Here is a 24,237-nt window from a genome sequence, read left to right as displayed (position 1 = left end):
AAATAAGTGTAGAAAAGTACAATATGATTTCGAAAAATGGAAGCTTTCAGAAAAAATTGGGATTTAGTTAATAATCGCCACCAAACGAATACGATTTAGGTTTGAATATTCTGTTATTTTTGCGACAAGTACCCCGATCCTAAATGCTTCGTCAAAGTCAGCAGCAAAAGCTGCTCCAGAAAATGTCCCCGCAGCTGATTCAGTTCCTGAAACTGTTGCGTGTGCCTACTATCGAGATGGAGCAAAGAATCAAAGAGGAAATGGAGATCAACCCGGCGCTGGTGTATGAGTCGGATGCCGCCACCTCCTCTTCTTCCGAAAACATCTTTGAGGACGATAATCGCAGTGAGGATTCCGGAGAGGATTTTCAGGAAGAGGTTTCCCTGCAGGACGATCATGCCGACCAGGTGGATATTGATGATTACCTGCGCTCCGAAAACGACGACGGAGGTTATGCTTACAATAACGAAAACGATAAAAATCCCTATTCGTATCTGAAGAATGATGTGGACTTTCATGAAAGTCTGCTCGAACAGATGCAGATGTTGTCGCTGTCTGAAAAAGAAGAGAAGATCGCTGAGCAGATAATCGGCAGCATCAATGATGACGGCTATCTCAGTCGCTCCATAACGGCGATTGTAGACGATCTTGCATTCAGCCAGAATGTGAGCACTACAGAGGAAGAAGTGAAATCTATCATCCAGCGCATCCAGCAGTTTGACCCCCCGGGCATAGCCGCGTATACACTTCAGGAATGCCTGATCATCCAGTTGAAACGGATCGGTAAGCCCCGCGAAACGATTGCCATTGCCATCAGCATGCTGGAGAAACACTACGAAGCTTTTGTCAAGAAACATTTCGATCGCATTAAGCGTTCGTTGCATATCAATGATGTTCAGTTCCGGGAAGCAATGGACATGATCCTGAAGCTCAATCCCAAACCGGGCGCGGCTTTCGAAAACCCTACCGCTGTAAATAAGACGTATATTATTCCGGATTTTTTTGTCGATAATAACGACGGGAAAATTGAAGTGATGCTGAATTCCAAAAATGCACCGGAATTGCGTATCTCACCGGACTTCCGGGAAATGCTGAACGATTTCGGCCGTACCGATAAAAAAGACAAGAAGAACGCAGAAGCGATCACATTCATCAAGCAAAAACTGGAATCGGCGCAATGGTTCATCAATTCTATCAAGCAGCGCCAGGCCACTTTGTTGCAGACTATGAATACAATTGTGGATCTGCAGAAGGATTTCTTTCTTACAGGGGATGAAACAACGCTGAAGCCGATGATCCTGAAAGATGTGGCGGAGCTGACCAATCTTGATATCTCCACCGTATCGCGCGTAGCCAACAGTAAATATGTGCAAACCCAGTTCGGGACCTATTCGCTGAAGCACTTTTTCTCAGAAAAGATCACGCTCGACTCCGGCAAGGAGGTAACCAACAAAGAGATCAAAAGTATTCTCGCTGAGATTATCGAAGGAGAAGACAAAGATCATCCGTTACGTGATGAGGATCTGACGGATATCCTGCTGAAGAAAGGCTATAATATTTCCCGTCGTACGGTTGCAAAATACCGGGAGCAGCTGATGATTCCGGTTGCAAGGCTGAGGAAGTCCTGATCTCTATCGCAGCAATTCCCTCAATACGGTAAGCGAGCGTATATCTCCCATATGCTGTGTATGAAGCTGCAGAAAGCGGATATACCATTCGAGTATCTGCGCCCGTGAAGCGGAGCTGAGTTTCACCGAAGCACTTTCGCTGAGCAGTTCTACCTGGGAAAGCTCGTCCAGCATACGGGCTTCGTCGTACATAAGCGGCACCGCATCTGCCGGCAGCTTATTGCAGAACGCGCCCTCCGCGGCATCCAGAAAAGGCTGTTCGTCGCTGTACGTTCCGGTGATTCCATAACCCAGGAAACGTCCGCAACGGATCAGGAAGCTGATCGGAAAGTTCGCCAGATCCTGAAGCGGCAGTTGGTCCAATGCGGTAAAATACTCCTGGCAGAATGCAAAAAGATCTTCCATGGTCTCTCCCTCCGGCAATAACTTACCCAGCACTTCAGCGGAAAAAACGGCGATGGCGTTGCGGACAATGTCTTCAGAAATTTTCTGATAGTAATACGCCGGGCTAAACTCACGTATATGCTGCAGTTGTCTGCCGGGGCGGTGATCCACGATCAGATCCAGCAACGAGCAAACCTGGAGCAATCCTGCCCTGTTGGTTTTCGACTTTGCGCTGCGGATGCCTTTAAGCATATATGCATGCAGACCGAAGCGTTCGGTGAATACCGAAATGATCAGGCTGGAATCTCCGTACTTAACCTGCCTGAGTACAATACCTTGTGTTGGTTCGAGCATGTTATTTGATAAACACCATCTTACCGGCGTACGTTTGTGTACCATCGCTGTTAGTGGCGAAGATTAAGTACACACCCGATTGCGGGCGGCGACCGGTGTAATCTTTACCGTCCCACACGGCAGTTCCGCCATTAGCTTTTGTGCGGTACACAAGCTGACCCGAAACATCCGTGATGCGGACATCTGCATTGTTCACCAGGCCCTTGATCGCAATTGGGCCGCTGTATGAGTGACGGATCGGACTCGGATAAACCAATACGTTCTTATTTTCCGCTCCGCCATCCGTCGCAGTGCTGTGGAAGGATACAAGGCCTTCATCTGTGGCAATATACACGCTACCGTCCACCGGGTCTACCTTGATTGTCTGAATAGAATTGGATGGCAGCGGGCTGTTGTCTTTGGTAAAACGGAAGATGATTTTGCCCGCATCGTCTGATATGAGCCATACACCGTTGCCGGTACCTACCCACTTACGGTTTGCCCCATCCACTGCGATCGTCTTTACTACTTCACCGTTGAACAACTGGCCTGCGAAGTTGTCGTACTGCACCACGCGGATCTCCGTTTCACATTGTCCTGCAATCACCTGATCCGGGCAGCTGATAATTCCGATACCGTTTGATGTTCCTACCCAGATCACACCTTTCTTATCATTTACGATACATTGCACCTGGTTGTCCGGTAGATTACCCAAACCCACGCCCATCTGCAGACGTGTATACTCATCGTCTGAAGCATCTTCGAGGGTGCCTTTAGAATTATACACCAGCAAGCCGCCGCCTGCAGGAGAGAAAAACCACTGCTGACCGTAATCGTCTATGATCAGACCGGCAGCACCATTTTCAAAATAAGGGCGCGGTCGTGTGGAAGGCAGTCCGAACTTATACCATTGCCCATCCTTCGCTGATCTCGCCATCAGCTCATGCGGGGCGTCTGTTTGCGTTACCCAGAGGTTGTTATCGCCATCGAACGCAACGCCGCTGAGGCGATATGAGGATGGATCGATCAGATGTGGTTCAAAAACCGTTTCGCGCAGATTACCTGCACTTTTGTCTTCTTTCAGCCAGAATAAACCATTTACCTGCGATGCGATATACAAAGTATTATCGGTGGGATCTTTTGCCATACGCACAGCATCGACCAGGTCATTGAACGGAGGGAATGTATACAGGTTGTAGGTTGTCCAGGTATTATTATCCAGTACAGAGATACCTTCACGGTTCAGACGCAGGTTCCAGCGATCATCGTAAGCGCCATGGGCAACATATACTTTCCGGTCATTGCAGATAAGGTCGTAGCCGCCGATACCACGCGGACCTGATGGCGTGATGCGCTCCGATTTATTCAGCAAGCCATTGGTCTGGTCTGCCACCCACAGAGTCCCGTCAAGCGTCTGACTTACCATCATCGGGTTAGTTGATTCAAATGAATCGAGACGCGCGCCCGTAGCGTCGAAGTGCACAATCGAGCCATCATAGCGCGTGGCATTCCAGGAAGATACTGCGAGACCTTTATCGGTGGGATCAAGATGACGCATAACAGAACCGGGACTGGTAAAGAGCAGAGAGAAGGATCCGTCTGTGTGTATCTGAAAAACAGAATCGGCTGAGGCAGCGTATACGTTGCCTTGTGATACTGCTACAAGTTTATAAGCCCGGCTTGCATCAACCAATGTCCAGGAGGCCCCGTACTGGATCATCGCATTGGTCTTTGCCGTTTTGTAAATTCCCTTAGCTGTCGCTGCGTAAAAAGTGTCTTTTCCCGAAGCAAAATTATATACGGCATATGTTCCCGAAGCATCAGAAAAGGAATAGGTTTCCTTCACTTCCTTCCTTGCCACATCAAGTGCCAGAACACCGATACCAGTGCTCAGGTAAGCCTTTCCGGCATCGCAATACACCTGGTAGATTGCTTTATCGCCCGAAGTGTTTTTCAATTTCAGAAAAGGAATATTGGAAAATGTACCGTCTTTGAACAGATCAATATTACTGTTGGCATAAGCAATCACCGCAGTCTGATTAAGCACATCGTATCCAATGCAGGACAGACCCACATCGGCCATTCCGTGCTCTTTGGCATACGTGGTGATTTCTTTATCGGAGAGGTTGTACGTAAAAAAACTCCAGCGGCCTGCAACAAACAGCTGGTTTCCGTCGGTAGCGGTTCCCAATACCTCATTATACGGCAGGTGAGATCGCCACCGGTAAAGCGGGCGATCCTGTGCCACAGACGTATCAGGGCTTCCGAGAATAACGGCAAGCAGCGCAGCTAAGTAGATTTTAAAATAGTTCATGTGCGGAAAATGGTAACGGCATTCCTAAAACGCCTGTGTGTTTTCATTATTGCTCTGAATCAGATATTCGAGCGTTCGTGGTAAGTAATAGTGTTCGAGACCGGCTATTTTAGCCGCCAGGCTTGCACTGGTTTCTCCCGGACTCAAAAAACAGGAAGCCTGAAGCAGCACATCACCTTCGTCATAGTGTTCGTTTGCGAGATGTATGGTAATACCCGAATGCTTCTCAGCTGCATTGATAACTGCCTGATGTACATAGGTTCCGTACATGCCTTTACCACCGTATTTCGGTAACAGAGCCGGATGGATATTGATCACCTTACCCGGGAATGCCGCGAGCACTGAGGCGGGTACTTTCCAGAGGAAGCCCGCCAGTACAATCCAGGCAGGCTGATAGGATGATAGGGCAGCCAGAAATGCCGGTGTTTCAAAAGATTCCCTGTCAATCAGCAGATAAGGTATATTATTTTGCGCTGCTATATCCAGTACACCTGCCGTTGCTTTATTGCAGACGATCAGTGCGACATGCGCTTTGCCGTTAGTTTTAAAATATCTGATAATGGCCGCTGCATTCGATCCGCGCCCGGAAGCAAAAATGACGATCGGTACGGAGGGCATTGGACTACTCAAATCACTCATATTCTGCAAAAGTACTATTACTTAGGCTTCGACGTCATGCTTTAGCTGGCGAAATTTTAAGCCTTTCTTGAGACTCGGCAGGCCGAATATCTAGCATATAAAATGTAGTTTTGTTGATACACCGTGATGCCCGGAGTAAATTTCCCGGGATCAATCCACGTACTACATGACAGAATTTCGTCCACAACGATTCCAGATATTACCCCCCGCGGTAAAAAATCTGATCATCATTAATGCATTATTACTGCTGCTGAGCAGTGTTCTCGAAAAATACGGGATACGTTTATCCGATTATCTGGGTCTGCACTATTGGAGGTCCCATTATTTTCGTCCGTGGCAATTACTGACGCATTTGTTCTTACATGGAAACTTCACACATCTATTGTCCAATATGTTTGCACTATGGATGTTCGGCAGCCTCATCGAAAATATATGGGGGACGAAACGGTTTCTCGTGTTTTACTTTATATGTGGCGTGGGTGCGGCTTTGTGTCATCTTACCGTGCTCGGATTCGAGTTTGGTGCCATTGAAAAAGCATTTGCGCAATATCAGCTGAATCCGACTGTTGATCAGTTTGGCCGGTTTGTAACACAATACATTAACGGACCTTTCCAGGAAAGTTTCCGCAATTACCAGCATTTATGGGAGAGCAATCCTTCGAATACCACATTCATCAACGAATCGTCCTACTACATTAATCTTTACATCCGCGGGGGGTATGATATTACCGCTCACGGCCAGGTGGACGGCATTATCGATCAGGCAACCGTAGGAGCTTCAGGTGCGATATTCGGTGTATTGTTCGCTTTTGCCTATCTGTTTCCTAACATGGAACTGTATATTTATTTCCTGTTTCCGCTTAAGGCAAAATACTTCGTTGCGCTGTATGCAATTGTTGAGTTATTTGCCGGAATACAGAACTCGGCAGGAGATAATGTGGCGCATTTCGCGCATCTGGGCGGCATGTTGTTCGCGTTTATTTTGTTACGTTACTGGCAGAAAAACAACCGCCGTCATTTTTATTAAACCAGGATCACTATAGAAAATGTCCCGTTCTTCCTTACAAAGATTCCATATCCCTGCCTATAACAAGAATGCTGTGATCCAGCTCATTGCATTTTCCGGTCTCGGCTTTGTGGCTGTTCGCCTGGTATGGATCACGATGATCGTTTATGCTGTCCCCCAGGCCCGTGCATTCGCGCTTACTTTTGAATATGTGGGTATTGCGGATCTGCCGCGTATCCAGGAAAGGTGGTGGACGATCTTTACCTATGCCTGGTGTCACCGTGGCTTCTGGGAGTGGCTGAGCAATATGCTGTGGCTTTTCTGCTTCGGCAATGTGGTGCAGAACCTCGTAGGCTATAAACAGATCATACCGCTGTTCCTGTATACAACCATTATGGGCGGACTCGCATTCACGCTGACGCAGTTGTTCCCCTCGGCCTTGCTTCCTGCAGGTTCCCTGGTAATGGGAGCGCATGCCGGTATATTCGGTATAATGTGTGCAGCGCTTACTTTATCGCCTTCCTACCGCATTTACCTGAGTGACTATTTCGGAGTGCCGCTGGCCGGACTCGCCGCGTTGTTTACCTTACTGATGCTGCTGAGTGTTCCGCTTACACCGGCCAACATCGCAATGCTGCTGACCGCAGGTCTCACCGGGTTTGTCTATGTAAAGCTATTGCAGAACGGGTATCAGCCCGGAGCCTGGGCTTACACTGTTTTTCATCGTATGGACCGGAAATTCAATCCTTCTGAAGCGCCGTACAAGCCCAGGCGCACAAAAAGTGCCCAGGAAGAAATAATCGACCGTATACTGGATAAGATCAATGAGCACGGATACGATTCTCTTTCACCGGATGAAAAGAAACAGCTGCGGGAAGCCAGCCGTTAAGTCGCTTTTAAGACACCTTTTGTCAGCTAATTTGCCGTATTGACATTAATTTTATTCTGGCGCGAAAATTGCCACAGACCATTTACATAAAATTTAAAAAGCTCAAAAAATGAACCATAACGAATTTCGCAAATACGCCATCAAACATCATGGCATCAGCAGCCTTACCGTAGACAGCTACACGGCTGCCGTAAACACCAAATTCCCTACCAACCTCACTCCGTACATCATCGAGGAGCGCCCTATGAACGTTGCTTCAATGGACGTATTTTCCCGTTTGATGATGGATCGTATTATCTTCCTGGGAGAAGGTATCAACGACTACGTGGCTAATATCGTAACAGCCCAGATGCTGTTCCTGGAAAGCACTGACCGCAACCGTGATATTCAGATGTACCTGAACAGTCCAGGCGGTAGCGTATATGCAGGTTTAGGTATCTACGACACCATGCAGATCATCAACCCCGATGTATCCACTATCTGTACCGGTATTGCGGCTTCCATGGCGGCAGTACTGATGTGTGCGGGAACAAACGGAAAACGTACTGCACTGAAACACTCCCGCATCATGATCCACCAACCATTGGGTGGCGCGGAAGGCCAGGCAAGCGATATCGAAATCACGGCCCGTGAAATCGGAAAGCTGAAAAAAGAACTGTACGAGATCATTGCAGAACATAGCGGACAGCCATTCAAAAAAGTAGAAAAGGACAGCGACCGCGACTACTGGATGACCGCGCAGGAAGCAAAAGATTACGGAATGATCGACGAAGTGCTGATCCGTAATCCACGCAAACAAACCGGCATGGAAAATAAATAAGTCACGCATTTTTTAAAAGGGCCTGTTCTGTACGAACGGGCCCTTTTTTTTTATTCCGTTTGGCAACGAGTTTGGACCAATCTTTGATTGTAGAAAAGCAGATGAACATACAACTTAAAGATGAACGAAAAACAATATGCAGCCTTCTTGCAGAACATCCGGCAGATCCGCACAAAAAAAGATATCCGTCAACATACTGTAGCCCGCAGGATCGGCGTCACGCCAACTGCCTATTGCCGTATGGAAAATGGTCAGAGCCAGATAACAGTCGCCAGCCTCTTTCTGATCGCAGAAGCATTGAAGGTAAGTCCGCACGAATTACTGATACAATAAAAAAGGGAGCTGTCATCCGCATAACAGCTCCCTTTTATGAATGTCCGACTCCGGCTTACCGCTTTTCATGTACCGGCAACCCAAGCAGGTTTGCAAACAACCTGTAGGCACCCGGTACACCGGCAGGCAACTCTCTGAAGAATGCGAGACCTGCGTACACAAAGTTCCCGCGACCGTATGCTTTGATGAGCAGACTTCCGTCCTGAGCATTCTCTTTAGGGTCTGCCATAGACAATACTTTGGTGTATTTATTCAGGGAATCTGTAGCAAAGTAAATGCCGCGCTCCTGTATCCAACCGTCAAAGTCAGCCTGGGTAATCTCGTTCGGGAAATGGAAAACAGCATGATCCGGCCGGAGGAATGTTACGGCCGCATGTTCATCCGTCACTCGGTCACGCGTGATCGTAAAAGGATACGGACCGATATCTACCGGAACGGAACTGATCCTGTTATTCGTATTGTATTGCACAATCAGATTACCACCTTTCTTCACATAGTTCATCAACGCTTTGTAATGCTGTTGCATTTTCGGATTGGTGTTGTAAGCACGCACACCCGTCACAATCGCATCATAGGCAGAAAGGTCACCCTGCTCTATCATATCGTCGTTCAGCATGGTCACTTTATATCCGACCTGCTGCAGGCAGGAGGGAATCTCATCTCCCGCCCCCGCAATGTAGCCTATATTGTTGCCCGACTTGTACATGTCTATGCTTACCAGTCTGGTAGTCGCAGATGATAAGGTGAACTGAGCAGGAATATGTTCGTAATCAATCCTACGAATGCTTTTTTCATAACTATTGCCGTCGATGCGCACACTTGCTTTAAGCTCAGAAGACGGTACTCCCGCAACAGGCTCCACATACACCTGGATGATTGCTTCATCACCGGCAGATTTAAGATGTATCTCTGGTTGTTCCACATCTGCATACCATCCGCCTGAAGCTGTTACGGACAGACGTCCGTTTACGTCAGGCTTGTTTGCTTTTACGGTAAGGGAAAGCACGCGGCCTTTACCATTACGGAAAACATTCACAGCTTCGGGTAAATTAATTGTAAGCGGTGGTAAGACTTCCAGCGGTCGATACACTTCCCCTTTCACAGGATCTGTGTACTTATACACTACCGGTATTTCGTAATCGATGCGCACACCATCGATCTTCAGGTGCACCTGTTCGCTCAATGCCGGACCATTTTCCGCCTTTCCTATCATCAGTTGATCGTCCACGATAAAAGCACCGGTATTGTGCGGTTGCTGCAGCCAGTAGGGCGTGGAATAAGCCTGGGAAACCGGCACCGCATCCGCATGTTTGAACGCATACAGCTGATTCGGTTTCAGCTGCAACTGCATAGCCGTGTCGGACGCCGCGTACACCAGCTGTTCCAGCTCCACAGCTGCCTTTTTACGCAGGATGATTTGTGTATTTACCGGAATCGAGGCGCCGGGCATTACTTTATAGTCTGTCGCAGCAGCTTCCATCCATATTCCTGCACAATCGAGGATGATTGCCTTCAGCTCTTTTTCCTTTTGCGTCTTCCAGTAATGCGTTTCCGGATTTTTTTCGGACAGGCTTTGCAGCTGACGGTAAACAGCAACGAGTTGAGGGATGGAGCGCTCCGGCGCCTGTATATTGTATTGCGCTATGATCTTGCTGATAGCAGCCTGTATTGCTGTACCTCCCGGTATACGCGACCACGAAGTGTTGATGCCGTCGAACAGGTCTTTCTTTGCACTGCTGCCGGCCAGTTGTTTAAAATATTCAAATGATTCGCCACGGGTGCTTGCCGAGCCGAAACCCTGACTTTTGTGATTGGATCTGCTTGCTGCTGCAATCTCTCCGTACGACTTCCCGAGCAGCTGGTTGTATCCGCCGACATCAATCTTCATCTGCGATTCCGACGTCGTGTTTAATCCGCCAAAGTTGAAGGTGTTCCAGAAAATACGCTTTGGCTGCCATACCTGAGTATATTGTAACTGCTCGGGAAACCAGCGGGGATCTCCGGCAATTTTAAAGGCTTCTTCCGCAAGGATAGCGGAAGCGGTATGATGCCCGTGGCCACCTTCTCCGGTGGTGGGGAAACGGCAGATGATCACATCCGGTTTGAAGTTTCGGATCACCCATACCACATCAGAGAGAACAAGCCCCTTATTCCAGAAGGTGAATGTCTCCTGCGGATTCTTTGAAAAGCCGAAGTCGAACGCTCTGGAAAAAAACTGCTCCGCACCGTCTGTACGGCGTGCTGCGAGCAATTCCTGGGTGCGGATCAGTCCGAGCATTTCACCCTGTTCTTTCCCGATCAGATTCTGGCCGCCATCGCCTCGTGTGAGCGACAAATACCCTGTACGCAATTTGCGTTCGCTTGCGAGGTAGGCAAGCAGTCGTGTATTTTCATCGTCCGGATGAGCAGCGATATACAGGACAGAACCTGTTACGTTCAGTTTCTTTAACTGAAGCAGTATTTCTGAAGAACTGGCTGCGGGTGTTTGGGCCTGCACATGCGGTGCGGTGACGCCCATTACGGCCAGGGCCAGATAGCGAAGTAATTTCATGTTATAATGTTAGCGTACTTTTTTTCTTTTATTATTGAAAACAATCAGCGTGCTCTCCGAGCATTTTGATAATCCGTTCATTCCATTCGCGCTGGCTTTCATGGTAAATGCCATGATTGGTGCGCCTGTCATATTCATCCTGCTCGTCCTCATTTTTTTTCTGGTAACGTTCCTGTAATGAATGAATTTCCTCTTCGAACCTGTCGGTGAAGGGAAAATGTTTTAACTCCTCGAACAGCGCACAGGCATTCAGTGCCGTGATATCGAAATGTCTTTGTTCGTGAGCAAGTGTCCAGTCCGTTTTTGATTGCGGCAGCACCCAGGATTGTCTTTTGCTGAAATGCGCATAAACACGAATGTCGAGATGCACCTCGCCGTTCCGGATACTGCCCTCATAACGTACGGAAACTCCGGTATATGCCATAGCAACCGCATCGGCATTGCGTTCTTCCTCTCCCTGAAAGTCGTCCCAATCCAATTTCCTGCTTTTCACATACACGATCTGATCGGGATCCTTGGACCTGCTGTCCATGATAACCCGGGCATAAATTTTTCGTTGCTGCGCAAAAGAACCGGATGCCGGAAAAAGCAAAACAACGACTGTCAATAAAATCAGATACCACCTCATAGTCTCTCCCTTTATTTTGCGCGCTCGTACTGATCCGGCCATTTCCATGCTGCTCCGAGCGTCTGCGCAGCCTGTACCGGGAAATATGGATTGCGGAGCAATTCTCTGCCGAGAAAAATCAGGTCAGCAGCTCCGCTTTTTAAAATTGCTTCTGCCTGTTCAGGTTCTGTAATCATCCCAACAGCTCCGGTCATGACCCCGGAACCCTTGCGTATGGCGGCGGCCAGTGGCACCTGGTAGCCCGGCCCGACCGGTATAGGGGCTTTAGGGATATTAGCTGCGCTGGACGCATCGATCAGGTCCACACCTTTGTCTTTGAGAATCGCTGCCAGCCGAACAGAATCTTCGATTGTCCAGGCGCCGGCGTCTTCCACCCATTCCGTGGCTGATATACGTACGAACAAAGGCAGGTCGGCCGGCCAGACCGTTTGTACCGCATCGATAATTTCCAGCAGGAACCGGATGCGGTTATCAAAGCTGCCTCCGTATTCGTCGGTACGGAAATTGCTCAGGGCGGAATAAAACTGGTGGATCAGGTAACCATGTGCCGCATGTATTTCCACTACTTTAAAGCCTGCATCAAGTGCGCGTCTTGCCGCATCCCGGAACGCGGAGATAATCTCCTTTATTTCTGCAACCGACAATTCATGCGGCGTACGGTCTTTTTCGTGATAGGGTACGGCGGAAGGAGCAACGGTAGTCCAGCTATTCGGGCCTTCGGCGATCTGGCGACCTCCGTTCCAGGCTTTTTCGGCACTGGCTTTGCGCCCTGCATGCGCCAGCTGTATACCCGCCACACTACCCTGTGCATGAATAAAATCAGTAATTTTTTTCAGGGGGGCTATATGCTCATCTTTCCAGATGCCCATATCCGCATAGCTGATACGACCTTCCGGAACAACAGCAGTTGCCTCCATGATAATCAGTCCGCTGCCGCCAACTGCGCGACTGCCCAGGTGTACAAGGTGCCAATCGTTTGCAAATCCGTCTTCTGCGGAATACTGGCACATTGGCGACATGACAATACGGTTTCTGAGTGTTACACTTTTAATCGTCAGGGGGCTAAATAATTCAGACATGTTTATCGGTTCTTTTTTTGTGCGGTATGAATAATTTCTGAGGCAGCTGTATCGGAAGCGTTTCCCGTTCCGAGTAATGTGCGCAACTGCTGGTATTGCCCGCGCATGCGGCGCAGCTCAGGTGTATCCTGCAGCAGCTTACCCAGTTCGGCACGCAGGCGTTCGTGGTTTAGTTCGTCCTGAATGAGCTCAGTTACCACGGGGGCATCCATGATCAGGTTCACAAGCGATATATATTTTACTTTCACCAGTTTGCGCGCAAGCCAGAACGACAAAGGATTGCCGCGGTAACACACTACCTGTGGTACGCCGAATAAGGCAGTCTCAAGCGTGGCTGTTCCGCTGGTGACGAGTGCCGCACTTGCCTGGCGCAGCAATTGATACGTTCCCGATGTGGCGATTTGTACAGGCGCTGATCCTATCAGTTCTGTAAAGAGTTCATCCGGCAGCGAAGGGGCTTTAGCCACGACGAACTGATATTGCGGGAAATCACGTACCACGGATAGCATGACCGGCAATTTGGACAGCACCTCCTGTTTGCGGCTTCCGGGAAGCAGCGCCACAATGGGGCGGATCGGTGCCGGCGGAGCAGGAACCTCGTCCAGGTGCTGCTGTATGGCTTCGGGAAGCGGGTGCCCTGTATATACCACATCGTACTGCCACTTGCGGTAAAATTCCTGTTCAAAGGGCAGTATCACGAGCATCTTATCCACTACTTTGCGGATCAGCTTCACGCGGTTTTCTTTCCAGGCCCACACCTGGGGGGAAATATAGTAAACTACCGGAAATCCCTGCGCGGCAGCCCATTCGGCAATACGCAGGTTAAAACCCGGATAGTCGATCAATACAATCACATCCGGCCGGAATGCGGTAATATCCTGTTTACAGAAAGAGAGATTACCCATAATGGTGCCAAGGTGTTTGATCACCTCCACAAATCCCATAAAGGCCAGGTCCCGGTAATGCTTTACCAGCGTTGCTCCTGCCGACTGCATTTTATCACCGCCCCAGCAGCGTACAGATGCGTTTTTATCCTGCCGGTGAAGCGCCTTCACCAGGTTACTGCCGTGTAGATCTCCACTGGCTTCGCCGGCTATGATGTAGTATTTCAATAAAAAAGCAGTTGCATTCTACCAAACAAACATCAGCAATACAATCAAGACGACATACAACATGGTTGCGATGAAAATTCCGCGCGATATGTAATCATACCTTTTAGAGTTACAGTACACAAAAGGTATCAGGTTGGCGAGCAGACTCAGCGTCATCAGCTTAGCGAAAGTTCTGTTATCTTTCCAGTAATTGGTAATAAAGTTTTCCAGTGACTGAGAACCGCCCCTGAAAATAAAATAGACCACCAGAAAGCCCAGCAGAGGAACCAGCGCTCCTACAATAAAGCCAACAATGGGAATGTCTCGTCTCATATTATGTTGCTGAAAAATGAATCGCTAAGTTAGGAAAACGACTACGAAATTCAGGTTAAAAAAACTATGACACCTATCATTCGGAATAATTCTTCATTTCGGCTACCTTTGAGCAAAATTTGAGCGTACTATCATGAATTTTCCACTGAAGAATATACCAGAAAGAACCTCTGTTCCAAGAGAGTACGGATTGACGATGATCATGGACAAAGGCCTTTCAGTTGCTGAAGTAAAAAATTTCATATCCGTTGCGCGACCCTATATTGATCTGATCAAACTTGGATTCGGAACTTCGGCAGTTACGCCCGATCTGAAGGCCAAGATACAGGTGTATCAGGATCATGATATTCCTGTTTATTTCGGCGGAACCCTTTTTGAAGCGTTTGCCATCAGGGGACAATTTGACGATTACCTGAACATCGTAAAGGAGTATAACCTGAAACATGTGGAAGTGTCCGATGGTTCCATGACAATAGACCACGCTACCAAATGCAGCTATATCGAACGTCTTGCCAAAGAAGTAACTGTTTTTTCAGAAGTGGGTTCAAAAGATGCCACCCACATCATTCCTCCTTATAAATGGATTGAGCTGATGCGTTCGGAGCTGAATGCGGGCTCCCGTTATGTGATCGCAGAAGCGCGCGAAGCGGGTAATGTAGGTATTTACAGGGGATCGGGTGAGGTGCGTGAGGGACTGGTGCAGGAAATCCTGACACAAATCCCGGAACAGCAGATCATCTGGGAAGCCCCGCAAAAAGCGCAGCAGGTTTATTTCCTTGAGTTGCTGGGAGCAAATGTAAATCTCGGCAATATCGCACCTACAGATCTCATCCCACTGGAAGCAACGCGCATTGGTCTGCGTGGAGACACATTTCATTTGTATCTGAACAAATAAAATCTGGAAAGCGGTTGTACTCACAATCGCTTTTTTACTGTCATGAATATCCAGTTCGGCATTATCGGCAAACCGCTATCGCACAGCTTTTCGCCTGCTTATTTCAACCGTCGCTTTCGTGAAGCCGGATCAGATCTGCATTACGAAGCTTTTCCACTCGAACATATCGGCCAATTACCGGAATTATTACGGCAGCATCCTGGTCTGCGCGGACTTAACGTAACGCTTCCCTACAAGACAGCAGTCATTCCTTTCCTGGATTATATCAGCGAATCTGCAAAAGAGATCGGGGCTGTGAATTGTATACGCATACAGGATGGTACACGCTATGGCTACAATACAGATGTGTATGGATTCCGTGAAAGCCTCAGACCGCTGCTTCATAAAGATATTACTTATAAAGCCCTGGTGCTCGGTACCGGCGGCTCGTCAAAAGCCGTTACTGCAGCGCTCCGTCAGTTGAACATCGGGTATACGCCGGTATCTTCTTCCGAAGGGAAAGGATGCGCTTACGCAGCGCTTACCCCACCTGTACTTGAGGAGCATTTGCTGATCATCAATACCACGCCCCTGGGTATGTGGCCCGATACCGGTGCAGCCCCGCCTATTCCTTACGAAGCTTTAGGACCGGACCATTTGCTGTTCGACCTTATCTATAACCCTGAAGAAACGCTTTTCCTGCAAAAGGGGAAACAGCAGGGGGCTTCTGTAAAAAACGGACTGGAAATGCTACTGCTGCAGGCCGAAAGAAGCTGGGAGTTATGGAATGATCTTGCGACCGAACCTATCGTGACAGTCTGACGAGATATTGCCCCGTTTCGTCCTCATCAATGAGTTCTACCCTCCAGCCCAAAGGTTCTGCTATTTTTGAGAGCGTATCCCTGTCGATATAAAGCCAGGGAAACCATTCTGATTTTACGCGGCGGTACTCATAACAGCAGTCGATTTCACCATAGTAACGGTCTTTAGGCATTGGCGCACCATCTTCATAGAGATAAGCCACATCAGACGAATCGAACAGGAGCTGGCCTCCTTCACGTAATAATTGCCCGGCATGCAGCAGAAAGCGTTCAAGTCCGCTCAGGGAACCGACCAATCCGATGCCGTTCATCAGCAACAGGAGTGTATCATACTGTGGTCCCTTCAGTTCAAATATATCTGCCTGAAGCAACTGTTCCACACCTCTTGCTTCCATAACCGCAACTGCACCTTCGGAAATATCCAATGCCGTAACGTCGCGACCCATGTCTTCCAAAGCCAGCGCATGACTGCCGGCTCCGGCACCGATATCCAGCACTTTACCGTAACACAGATCCAGGGCAGTCTGCTCGAGATCTGGCATGGAATCAAAATCACGGAAGTAAACAGGCACAAGCATTTCTACCTTCGGGCCTATGTGATCATGAACCCAGAGCTTATATTCCTGTCCGTCAAAAAAATGCTCGCGCAACGCTCGCCCCAGTACATCTTTCATGAAACTGTTGATTGAATAAATTGTTCGTAATGATCGCGCCAGCCTTTCCAGACCGGATCTGAACCGAGTGAGAAATTATGGAATACGGTAACCATATCACTGCCTGAAGCAGCAAGCCGGTCCCGCATACGACGGAGCAAACCGAAAGCCTGCTCTACGGGAAGCGAAAGCTCGTAATGAGCCGTTGTATCCATGAAACAAAAAGGCGTGATCCGCAGAACGGTAGCTTCTTCGTGTTCCAGATCATACCAGTAAAAAGAGTTCCCTGTTCCTGCACGGAATCCGGGATGCGTGCCATATCCCATGGAATAATCTTCCCTGATGCCATTGCGTAACAGCAGACGGAAAGTATCCGGCAGGCGGAAACGGATATAATGCTGCCGTGAACGCGTCATGGCCTTTCCCGTAATCGTTTCAAGTATTTTTTGTTCTGCCTGCAAGAGTTGTTCCCGCACCGAACTGTTGTAAGACGGATGAAGACCAACGCGGTAATGTTCCGACAAATGCCGGATCAGCAAACGCATAGCCGGGTGATCCGGGGCGATATTCTTATCGAAAGAATCTGCCTGCGTTGCGGCCAGGATGAAATACAGCGGATCCAAACCGAAGCGGGCATGTAGTTGATCCAGAAAACCGAAGCTGTCGTACGGATCGGGAGCGCTGCCAGACAACACCTGTGTACGCGCCTGAAGCCCGTGAAAATTAGTGCGTGTGAGATCCCGGAGATAGCCGCCTGCATTGCGTAACCAACCCTTATGCCGGTAGCTCCAGGCAATATCAATATCGTAGCTGGGCGTAAAGCGGAATGCTTTGGGCTTTACGGGCAGTCCTTTATTTTTCAGCCATGACCCAAATGCATGCAGCCATTCGTCTGCCAGCGGACGTTCAAGCAGATGCGCCTGAAACAAAATACTTTCCCGCGCATCAAAACGATCGTGCTTGTCCGGCTTGTGATTTGTGTATTCTTCATACCGGCTGATCAGGAAAAAAACTGCCGAGAACACATCGAACGGAATATCCATGTCTGCATCCGTGGTAAAAAAAGCAGGGATATTGTTCCACTCAGACCATTGCACAGATTGCGGTGCGATCCCTTGCTGGTGCAGCAACCCGCAATTATACAATTGCGTGTTTGCGGAAATGACCCCGTATGCAAGCAGGAATGATCCGTCTTCCGCAAGATTCTCTTCCGGCAACAGAAGCCTGAAACGCAATCCGAATATTGCTGAAAATATCCAGTCGCAGACATATTGCAATCGTGGTGTGCGCTCACGGCACAGGATCGTGATATCGGCCTGTTGCATCATCCGGCTATCCGTTGTTTTAATTTCCAGATAAGCGAATCTGTCTTCTGAAAAGCTTCATAAGAGGTTTCCTTTCCACCGAAGCGCTTGAAGAAATGAGCGATATCGTCGTCCATGCTCCCTTCGAAATCGAAAATGGAAAGACCTTGCTCTTTTGCTTTGAGAATGGCCTCCCACAGCAACAGCGAAACTGCTCCTCTGTGCGTTTGCGCCGGTGTTGCGCTCAACAGGTAATAAATTGTGGTTTTATCCTGAACGAGCCAGATAGCTCCCTGTATCTCACCTGCCACATTGCGGGCGGTATACGCGCAGCAACAACCTTTCCGGGCACCGGTTTGCATCAGCTGCTGCAACAGGGATGCGCTGTAAGGATAAGGTTTACCCTTGGCTGTAAAACTTGCGGACTGCCATTCTATGAACGTTTTTAATTCCGGAAAGGATGCGTCGACCGACAGATCCTGCTGTGCTTTGCGTATTGCATTTTTTCGCTTCGGATGAATCGCATTCCAGAGTGTATCCTCACTCAACTGCAAATCGAGCAGATAAGTCCGTTTCTTTTTACAACTCAATCCCTGAGCTGTAAACCATTCTTCATAGCTTATGCCGGGCATACAGGACCATTGCCGGAATGCAGAATGCGGTAATCGTTTGTATAATGAACTGAGTTCTTCCCCCGTGCAGGACTGTCTCGTAATCCGCAAAGGGCCGAGATAAGGTGTAAGCGGCGGATTCCGCAACAACAGCATACCTGCCTTACGGACGTAGGAATAAGGCCATACAACAGTAACTCCTGACGCTCCGTTTTCCATCACCACATCCCAGGCCTGTTCGCAAACGATGTCCAGCCACCAGCTCTGAAAAAAAACCGGCAGCTGCTCTTCTATTGCTGCAAATAGCGCTTTATCACCCACTTATTCCTTACCTGATTTTCTTTTTGTAAAAAGCTCCCGGAATGTTTGTTTCGGGAAATGCAGCTCCTCCCGGTGATCTGCCCAGGAGTGCCGGAACACCGCGTGAAAAACCTGGTTTTTGATGCCACTTCCCGCCATTTGCAACAGACGTGGCGACAACATTCCCCTGCGCCACATCTTCCATGCAAATTGCTCCTGGAAGCCGTTCATATGGTCGCGTGCTGCGATCTGCCTGTTACTGAGCAGCATATTATGTATATTGATCTTCAGAGGGCATACCTCAGTACAGTTGCCGCAGAGGCTGGATGCATAGCTAAGGTGCTTATACGACTCCATACCCTTCATGTGCGGTGTTATCACTGCCCCGATAGGGCCGCTGTAGGTTGTGCCGTATGCATGTCCCCCGATGTTTTTATACACCGGGCACGCATTCAGGCAGGATCCGCAACGGATGCAGTACATGCTCTCCCGCACTTCCGGTGTTGCCAGCAGATTCGTCCGGCCGTTATCGAGCATGATCACATACATCTCATCCGGCCCGTCCAGTTCTTCCCCATTGCGGGGCCCAAAGAAAACAGTATTATAAGAAGTAAGCCGCTGACCTGTTCCGTATGTCGCAAGCAGAGGCAGGAATAACTCCAGGTCGTTCAGACGTGGTAATACTTTTTCAATACCCACGACAGCGATATGTACTTTGGGTAAGGCAGTGCTTAAACGGCCATTCCCTTCATTTTCGGTTACAGAAACAGCACCGGCATCGGCGATCCAGAAATTGGCGCCGGTAATGCCGATCTGCGCCGACTGGTATTTCTGTCTCAGGTTTTCCCTGGCAACCAATGTGAGCTCGGCAGGACTGAGGCCAGCCGGTGTTCCGAGTTTCTCATGAAACAGCTTCGCTACATCTTCTTTACTCTTATGCATCGCAGGCGTGACGATATGATAGGGAGGTTCTCCGTCCAATTGCTGAATATATTCGCCCAGATCGGTTTCCACCGATTCGATACCGTTTTCTTCAAGAAAGGCATTCAGATGGATTTCTTCCGTCACCATCGACTTCGACTTCACGATACTGCTCGCCTTATGCGCCTTACAAATAGCCAGTATATGCTCCAGTGCTTCTTTCGCGTCTTCCGCCCAAAGCAGTTTGCCACCATTAGCGGTAAACCGCTTTTCAAATTGCTCCAGATTACGATCCAGTTCCTCTATTGCGCGCCACTTAATATTCTTGGCCTTTTTACGCGACCATTCCAATGCTGCAAACTGCTCTTTGCCGCGCAGCACAGCGTCATTGTACTTCCTGATGTTCCAGGATATTTTGCGCTTATGCTCGGCGTCGAACACCTTTGCATCGCTTTTTTCAAGAAACGTGTGCTGTAGCTGATTCATTCAGGCAAATATACTCACTAAGACGGGTTATTCAGGCAGGCTCAGACCGGGGGAAACAGGTGAAAAGTTTTAGTATCTTTACTGATCAGGCTTTGAAAAAAATATTATGAAACAACTTTATGCTTTGTTATTAGCAACCGGTCTTTCCTGGAGTGCGATCGCGCAGGAGGGACCCGGATTGTCTCCGCTTACCCGCATGTACCTGAAAGACGCGCAGAAAATGGCTCAGAATGAATCACTGCCGAAAGGCTACCTGTATAAAAAGCGGGTGGACGGACGTGTCTGCGTAAGTGCTATTATCAAGATAAAAGAAGGAAAGGCGGCTGAGGTCTCCACGGCTTTGTCCGGTATCAGTGCTTCCGTAGGTACGCGTGCAGGAAATATATGGACGGTGCAGGTGCCCGTGACACAGGTGAAGGCGTTTACACTGATAAAAGAGATTGCTTACATCCAGCTGGACGAGCCGGTAATACCGAACCTGGATGTCGCCAGGGCTACCACCCGCGTCGATTCTGTACACCAGGGTATCGGCCTGCCGCAGGGATACAGCGGTAAGGGAGTAATTGTGGGTATCATGGATTTCGGGTTCGACTATAACCACCCGACCATGTATGATACCAGCGGAAAGCGTTACCGTATCGTCAAAGCATGGGAAATGAATGCGAGTGGCACACCTCCGAGCGGATTCACGTACGGGGCGGAAATCAGCGATACTACTCTACTGAAAGCGCGCAAGACAGATAACAATGTACAAACGCATGGTAGCGGTGTAGCCGGGCTTGCTGCCGGTTCCGGATTCGGCACTGCGGGCCGCTTTAAAGGAATGGCTTACGAAAGCGATATGATCCTGGTAGGCGTGCGCCGTGATTCCCTGAGCGGGGAATGGCTCACGGGGGGCTTCTCCGACTTTATCGATGGCGTAAACTATATGATGCAATATGCCACCAGTGTAGGCAAACCGATAGTAGTAAATATCAGCTGGGGATCCCATTCAGGTCCGCACGATGGTTCTTCTCTTGTAAACCAAGCTTTCGATGCGATGACCGGCACCGGGAAACTCATTGTAATGAGCGCCGGTAATGATGGTGGTACACCTATTCACCTGCAAAAAACATTCACCAGCTCCGACACCGCAATCAGGACATTCCTGCAATTCAGTACCACACCCGTAAAACGTACATGGATAGATATATGGGGAGATACTTCCAAAACCTTCTGCGTAAAAACTTCTTTATATACAGCCGGTGGCACAGAAGGCAATTCCACTGGTGTGATCTGCATCGACAACACAACAAAGTCGCATATGCTGATTGCAAAAAACGGGCTTGACACCTGCTATGTGGAGACCATCACGTCTGCATCCGAGTATAATATGAAGCCACGGGTCACGATCAATATCTATAATAAGTCGAACGACAGTGTGGGTATCCAGGTGAGCGGAACAAGCGGCGCGATTGACATGTGGAACGAATATTACTATTACGGCTACACGTACCGGTATAACTGCATATTCTCTGATATGGGAGTTGCCGGGGCAACGAACGGAGACCGCGATTTTACGATCAGCGATATGGGTGCCGGGAAATCGGTTCTGCTGGTAGGCGCTTACATATCCAAAAACAAATTCACCAATCTCAATGGCAGTCTGCTCGGATACTCCGGCGTCGTAGGTCAATTGGCAAGCTTTTCCAGTCATGGCCCTTATGTAGATGGCCGTATCAAACCTGATATTACGGCACCGGGGCTAACGATAGCTACCGCCTGCAATTCTCAGGATGCAGACTATCTTCCGGGTGGTGCGAGCTCAAATCTGCTGGTGGCAAAATATACAGCTCCGTCCAGTGGCGACTCCTTTTTCTACAGTGAATTTTCAGGCACATCAGCAGCATCGCCGATTGCTGCGGGTATCACCGCTTTATTGTTACAGATTGATCCCACACTCACCCCGGCACGTCTGGCTGCATTGATCGGCGAAACTGCGATCCAGGATTTTTACACAGGAACGCTTCCTGCGAGCGGTACCACTACCTGGGGCAAAGGAAAGATCAACGCATACGGCGCTGCCCGTAAATTACTGAAGGAATTGAGCATTGCTACACCCCGTGGTGCAGAAGCTCCGGATGTGGTATTGATGCCGAATCCCAACACAGGTTCGTTTAACCTGGATTTGCAGGCACCGGATGCAGCCAGCTATGTGGTAACAGTCGCGGACATCTCCGGGAAGGTGGTGTTGCATCAGGACTGGAAGGCCAATGCGGGACATAATATATTGCCCCTAAACCTGAACCAGGTGGCAAAAGGCATGTATTTTGTTACTGTAGGCAATGAGAAAGGGTCTTTATCGATCAAGACACAGATACAGTAATATTACTGAGCTTACGGAAAATGGTGCAATGCTTAACGGTATTGCACCATTTTCATATCTGCAAGTGCAATTGCGGTCGCGGCTTCCACCACTACAGGCACGCGCAATGCAATGCACAGGTCGTGCCTGCCTTTAACCGTGAATTCTTCCACGGACCCTGTAGTGCGGTTCCAGGTGAGCTGTGGCCTGGGTGTACTGCTTGTAGGTTTTACCGCCACATCAAAATACAGTTCGTTACCATTGGTAATACCTCCGTTAATTCCTCCTGCGTGGTTGGTAGCGGTTTCACCGTGCTCATTCAGAATGGCATCGTTGTGTGTGCTACCATGCATACGTGCTGCATCAAATCCTGATCCGAATGCAATGGCCTTGATAGCGGGTATCGCAAAAATGATATGACTGATCAGCGATTCGGCACTGTCGAAAAAAGGCTCGCCCCAGCCTACCGGAAGTCCGGCAACCTGACAACGTACAATTCCTCCGATGCTGTCCTGACGCGTTACAGCCTCCTGTATTGCTGCCTCGATATCTGTGCTTCCGCCCGCTTCACGCAGAAACGCAGTAACAGAAACCTCTCCCAGAATTTTCTTCGCAACAACGCCTGCAGCTACCAGACCCAGTGTGAGTCTGCCCGAAGAGTGACCGCCGCCCCGGTAATCGTTGAAACCATTGTGTTTATTGTGTAATACGAAATCGGCATGTCCCGGTCGTGGTGTCGCACGCAAATGCTCGTAATCGGCAGATCGTATATTCTGATTGGTGAACAAAACGGTCAGCGGTGCACCGGTAGTAAATCCATTAAATACACCACTGGCGAAAGCCGGGAGATCATCCTCGGTACGCGGTGTGGTACCGGGTGCACCAGCCCTCCGCCGGGCAAGATCCGTAACAAAATCGTCCGTGCTTAGGGGAATTCCGGGCGGACAACCGTCGATAGTGATTCCGATATGCGGACCATGTGATTCGCCCCAGATCTGTATGCAGAATTTTCTGCCAAAAGAATTCATACCTCAAATGTAAAAAACACTGACTGTAAAACCCCGTTTTCTATCCCGCGGAGTTTCCCGGAAAACAAGCACGATAACCGGAAAATGCTACTTTTGTAGCCCAAAATAATTCAACTATGTCAGAAAAAATATTTGCCGAAAACGCCCCGAAGCCCGTAGGCCTTTATCCTCATGCGCGTAAAGCCGGCGGCTTGCTGTTCCTTTCAGGCATCGGGCCCCGTAAGGCAGGAACAGATGAGATTCCGGGACTAAAGCTCGACAAATACGGCAACTTCCTGGAATTCGACTTTGAAGCTCAGTGCCGCAGCGTTTTTGATAATGTGAAACTGGTATTGGAAGAATGCGGCAGCAGCTGGGATAAGCTGGTGGACGTTACGGTATTTCTGGTAGATATGAAGCGGGATTTCCAGACGTACAACCGCGTATATGCGGAGTATTTTAAAGATAACCAGCCTTGCAGGACCACCTGCGCTATCAATGCACTTCCTACCCCGATTGCGATCGAGCTGAAGTGTATTGCAACAGCGGAATAGTACTGATATATTTTAAATAAGCTGCCGGAATAATTATACTCCGGCAGCTTTTCCTTTAACGAGTATTTGTATTACACAATCAATTGTCGATCCGCTCTTCGATGTAACCGGATTTACTTCCGGTGATCAGAATGGCATTCGAAAGGTTCAGAAGCTTCGATGCATTTCAGAAAATCAAACTCTGCCTTAACCGTGTCTACTACCAGGTGGAGTTTGTTGCTACCCGTTACATTCCTGCACCCGAAACAAAATACGGGCAGGTAAAAACACAACAGCCTGCTTAAAAGCAAGCTGCTGTATTTTTTAAAAATGGGCTTTGAAAATAGCATATCAA

At 48.9% G+C, this 24,237-nt stretch carries 23 protein-coding genes; 10 read left to right on the top strand and 13 right to left on the bottom strand.

Annotated features, from left to right (window positions below; genetic code table 11):
• Window positions 1-143: 143 nt before the first annotated feature.
• A complete protein-coding gene (gene rpoN / locus ABD846_RS04120) occupies window positions 144-1,628 on the top strand; it encodes an RNA polymerase factor sigma-54 (RefSeq protein ID WP_344822943.1) in 1,485 nt (494 codons plus the stop codon).
• A 3-nt stretch (window positions 1,629-1,631) separates the two neighbouring features.
• Here rpoN and recO read toward each other — a convergent pair whose 3' ends face one another.
• Genes recO through purN form a run of 3 tightly spaced genes read right to left on the bottom strand, consistent with a single transcriptional unit; the run spans window position 1,632 to window position 5,289 of the window.
• Entirely contained in the window at window positions 1,632-2,366 is a 735-nt protein-coding gene (gene recO, locus ABD846_RS04115) for a DNA repair protein RecO (RefSeq protein ID WP_344822941.1), read from the bottom strand.
• 1 nt (window position 2,367) lies between these two features.
• Window positions 2,368-4,659 (bottom strand): type IX secretion system anionic LPS delivery protein PorZ, encoded by a 2,292-nt coding sequence (gene porZ / locus ABD846_RS04110; protein ID WP_344822939.1) that lies wholly within the window; start codon window positions 4,657-4,659, stop codon window positions 2,368-2,370.
• A gap of 24 nt (window positions 4,660-4,683) precedes the next feature.
• On the bottom strand, window positions 4,684-5,289 hold the full coding sequence (gene purN, locus ABD846_RS04105; protein ID WP_344822937.1) for a phosphoribosylglycinamide formyltransferase: 606 nt from the start codon (window positions 5,287-5,289) through the stop codon (window positions 4,684-4,686).
• Between the two features lie 175 nt (window positions 5,290-5,464).
• On the opposite strand from purN, the gene ABD846_RS04100 reads away from it, so the two are divergent.
• The 4 genes from ABD846_RS04100 (at window position 5,465) to ABD846_RS04085 (ending at window position 8,346) form a co-directional block, all read left to right on the top strand.
• Window positions 5,465-6,325 carry a rhomboid family intramembrane serine protease gene (locus ABD846_RS04100; RefSeq protein ID WP_344822935.1) on the top strand — a complete coding sequence of 287 codons (861 nt, stop codon included), beginning with the start codon at window positions 5,465-5,467 and terminating at the stop codon, window positions 6,323-6,325.
• Between the two features lie 73 nt (window positions 6,326-6,398).
• Window positions 6,399-7,193, top strand: coding sequence for a rhomboid family intramembrane serine protease (locus tag ABD846_RS04095; RefSeq protein ID WP_344822933.1), 795 nt, complete (start codon window positions 6,399-6,401; stop codon window positions 7,191-7,193).
• Between the two features lie 109 nt (window positions 7,194-7,302).
• Window positions 7,303-8,013, top strand: coding sequence for an ATP-dependent Clp endopeptidase proteolytic subunit ClpP (gene clpP, locus ABD846_RS04090; RefSeq protein ID WP_344822931.1), 711 nt, complete (start codon window positions 7,303-7,305; stop codon window positions 8,011-8,013).
• A gap of 120 nt (window positions 8,014-8,133) precedes the next feature.
• Window positions 8,134-8,346: a helix-turn-helix domain-containing protein gene (locus ABD846_RS04085; protein ID WP_344822929.1), complete on the top strand. Its 213-nt coding sequence runs from the start codon at window positions 8,134-8,136 to the stop codon at window positions 8,344-8,346.
• A 55-nt stretch (window positions 8,347-8,401) separates the two neighbouring features.
• On the opposite strand, the gene ABD846_RS04080 is transcribed toward ABD846_RS04085, so the two are convergent.
• The 5 genes from ABD846_RS04080 to ABD846_RS04060 all read right to left on the bottom strand — a co-directional run bounded on the left by ABD846_RS04080 (window position 8,402) and on the right by ABD846_RS04060 (window position 14,028).
• Window positions 8,402-10,897, bottom strand: coding sequence for a PIG-L family deacetylase (locus ABD846_RS04080; RefSeq protein WP_344822927.1), 2,496 nt, complete (start codon window positions 10,895-10,897; stop codon window positions 8,402-8,404).
• Window positions 10,898-10,928: 31 nt separating this feature from the next.
• The gene (locus ABD846_RS04075; protein ID WP_344822925.1) at window positions 10,929-11,429 is read right to left on the bottom strand and encodes a DUF922 domain-containing protein; all 501 of its coding nucleotides are present in this window, start codon (window positions 11,427-11,429) and stop codon (window positions 10,929-10,931) included.
• A 107-nt stretch (window positions 11,430-11,536) separates the two neighbouring features.
• Window positions 11,537-12,604, bottom strand: coding sequence for an NADPH dehydrogenase NamA (gene namA, locus ABD846_RS04070; protein WP_344822923.1), 1,068 nt, complete (start codon window positions 12,602-12,604; stop codon window positions 11,537-11,539).
• 2 nt (window positions 12,605-12,606) lie between these two features.
• A complete protein-coding gene (gene lpxB / locus ABD846_RS04065; RefSeq protein WP_344822921.1) occupies window positions 12,607-13,716 on the bottom strand; it encodes a lipid-A-disaccharide synthase in 1,110 nt (369 codons plus the stop codon).
• A gap of 18 nt (window positions 13,717-13,734) precedes the next feature.
• Window positions 13,735-14,028, bottom strand: coding sequence for a hypothetical protein (locus tag ABD846_RS04060; protein WP_344822919.1), 294 nt, complete (start codon window positions 14,026-14,028; stop codon window positions 13,735-13,737).
• A 133-nt stretch (window positions 14,029-14,161) separates the two neighbouring features.
• Between ABD846_RS04060 and ABD846_RS04055 the strand changes: the two genes are divergently transcribed.
• On the top strand, window positions 14,162-14,923 hold the full coding sequence (locus tag ABD846_RS04055) for a phosphosulfolactate synthase (RefSeq protein ID WP_344822917.1): 762 nt from the start codon (window positions 14,162-14,164) through the stop codon (window positions 14,921-14,923).
• A gap of 42 nt (window positions 14,924-14,965) precedes the next feature.
• Window positions 14,966-15,724: a shikimate dehydrogenase family protein gene (locus ABD846_RS04050; protein WP_344822915.1), complete on the top strand. Its 759-nt coding sequence runs from the start codon at window positions 14,966-14,968 to the stop codon at window positions 15,722-15,724.
• Here ABD846_RS04050 and ABD846_RS04045 read toward each other — a convergent pair.
• The 4 genes from ABD846_RS04045 to ABD846_RS04030 are packed head-to-tail and all read right to left on the bottom strand — an operon-like array spanning window position 15,708 to window position 19,998.
• Window positions 15,708-16,397: a class I SAM-dependent methyltransferase gene (locus ABD846_RS04045; protein WP_344822913.1), complete on the bottom strand. Its 690-nt coding sequence runs from the start codon at window positions 16,395-16,397 to the stop codon at window positions 15,708-15,710. The genes ABD846_RS04050 and ABD846_RS04045 overlap by 17 nt on opposite strands.
• The gene (locus ABD846_RS04040) at window positions 16,394-17,704 is read right to left on the bottom strand and encodes a polysaccharide deacetylase family protein (RefSeq protein ID WP_344822911.1); all 1,311 of its coding nucleotides are present in this window, start codon (window positions 17,702-17,704) and stop codon (window positions 16,394-16,396) included. The genes ABD846_RS04045 and ABD846_RS04040 overlap by 4 nt, the downstream gene beginning before the upstream one ends.
• Entirely contained in the window at window positions 17,701-18,612 is a 912-nt protein-coding gene (locus ABD846_RS04035; RefSeq protein ID WP_344822910.1) for a GNAT family N-acetyltransferase, read from the bottom strand. Before ABD846_RS04035 ends, ABD846_RS04040 begins: the two co-directional genes overlap by 4 nt.
• A complete protein-coding gene (locus ABD846_RS04030; protein ID WP_344822909.1) occupies window positions 18,613-19,998 on the bottom strand; it encodes a LutB/LldF family L-lactate oxidation iron-sulfur protein in 1,386 nt (461 codons plus the stop codon).
• Between the two features lie 106 nt (window positions 19,999-20,104).
• On the opposite strand from ABD846_RS04030, the gene ABD846_RS04025 reads away from it, so the two are divergent.
• Complete coding sequence (locus tag ABD846_RS04025) at window positions 20,105-22,363, top strand: S8/S53 family peptidase (protein WP_344822908.1); 2,259 nt, start codon at window positions 20,105-20,107, stop codon at window positions 22,361-22,363.
• 32 nt (window positions 22,364-22,395) lie between these two features.
• On the opposite strand, the gene ABD846_RS04020 is transcribed toward ABD846_RS04025, so the two are convergent.
• Entirely contained in the window at window positions 22,396-23,370 is a 975-nt protein-coding gene (locus ABD846_RS04020; protein WP_344822907.1) for a chorismate synthase, read from the bottom strand.
• Between the two features lie 116 nt (window positions 23,371-23,486).
• Between ABD846_RS04020 and ABD846_RS04015 the strand changes: the two genes are divergently transcribed.
• Together ABD846_RS04015 and ABD846_RS04010 are read left to right on the top strand one after the other, a co-directional pair.
• Window positions 23,487-23,903: a RidA family protein gene (locus ABD846_RS04015; protein ID WP_344822905.1), complete on the top strand. Its 417-nt coding sequence runs from the start codon at window positions 23,487-23,489 to the stop codon at window positions 23,901-23,903.
• A gap of 131 nt (window positions 23,904-24,034) precedes the next feature.
• Window positions 24,035-24,187, top strand: coding sequence for a hypothetical protein (locus tag ABD846_RS04010; protein ID WP_344822903.1), 153 nt, complete (start codon window positions 24,035-24,037; stop codon window positions 24,185-24,187).
• Window positions 24,188-24,237: the final 50 nt, after the last annotated feature.

The organism is Rurimicrobium arvi (assembly GCF_039540495.1).
Classification (GTDB): domain Bacteria; phylum Bacteroidota; class Bacteroidia; order Chitinophagales; family Chitinophagaceae; genus Rurimicrobium; species Rurimicrobium arvi.
Note: the sequence above shows the minus strand (reverse complement) of the source record. Positions and strands in the feature narration are given on the sequence as shown.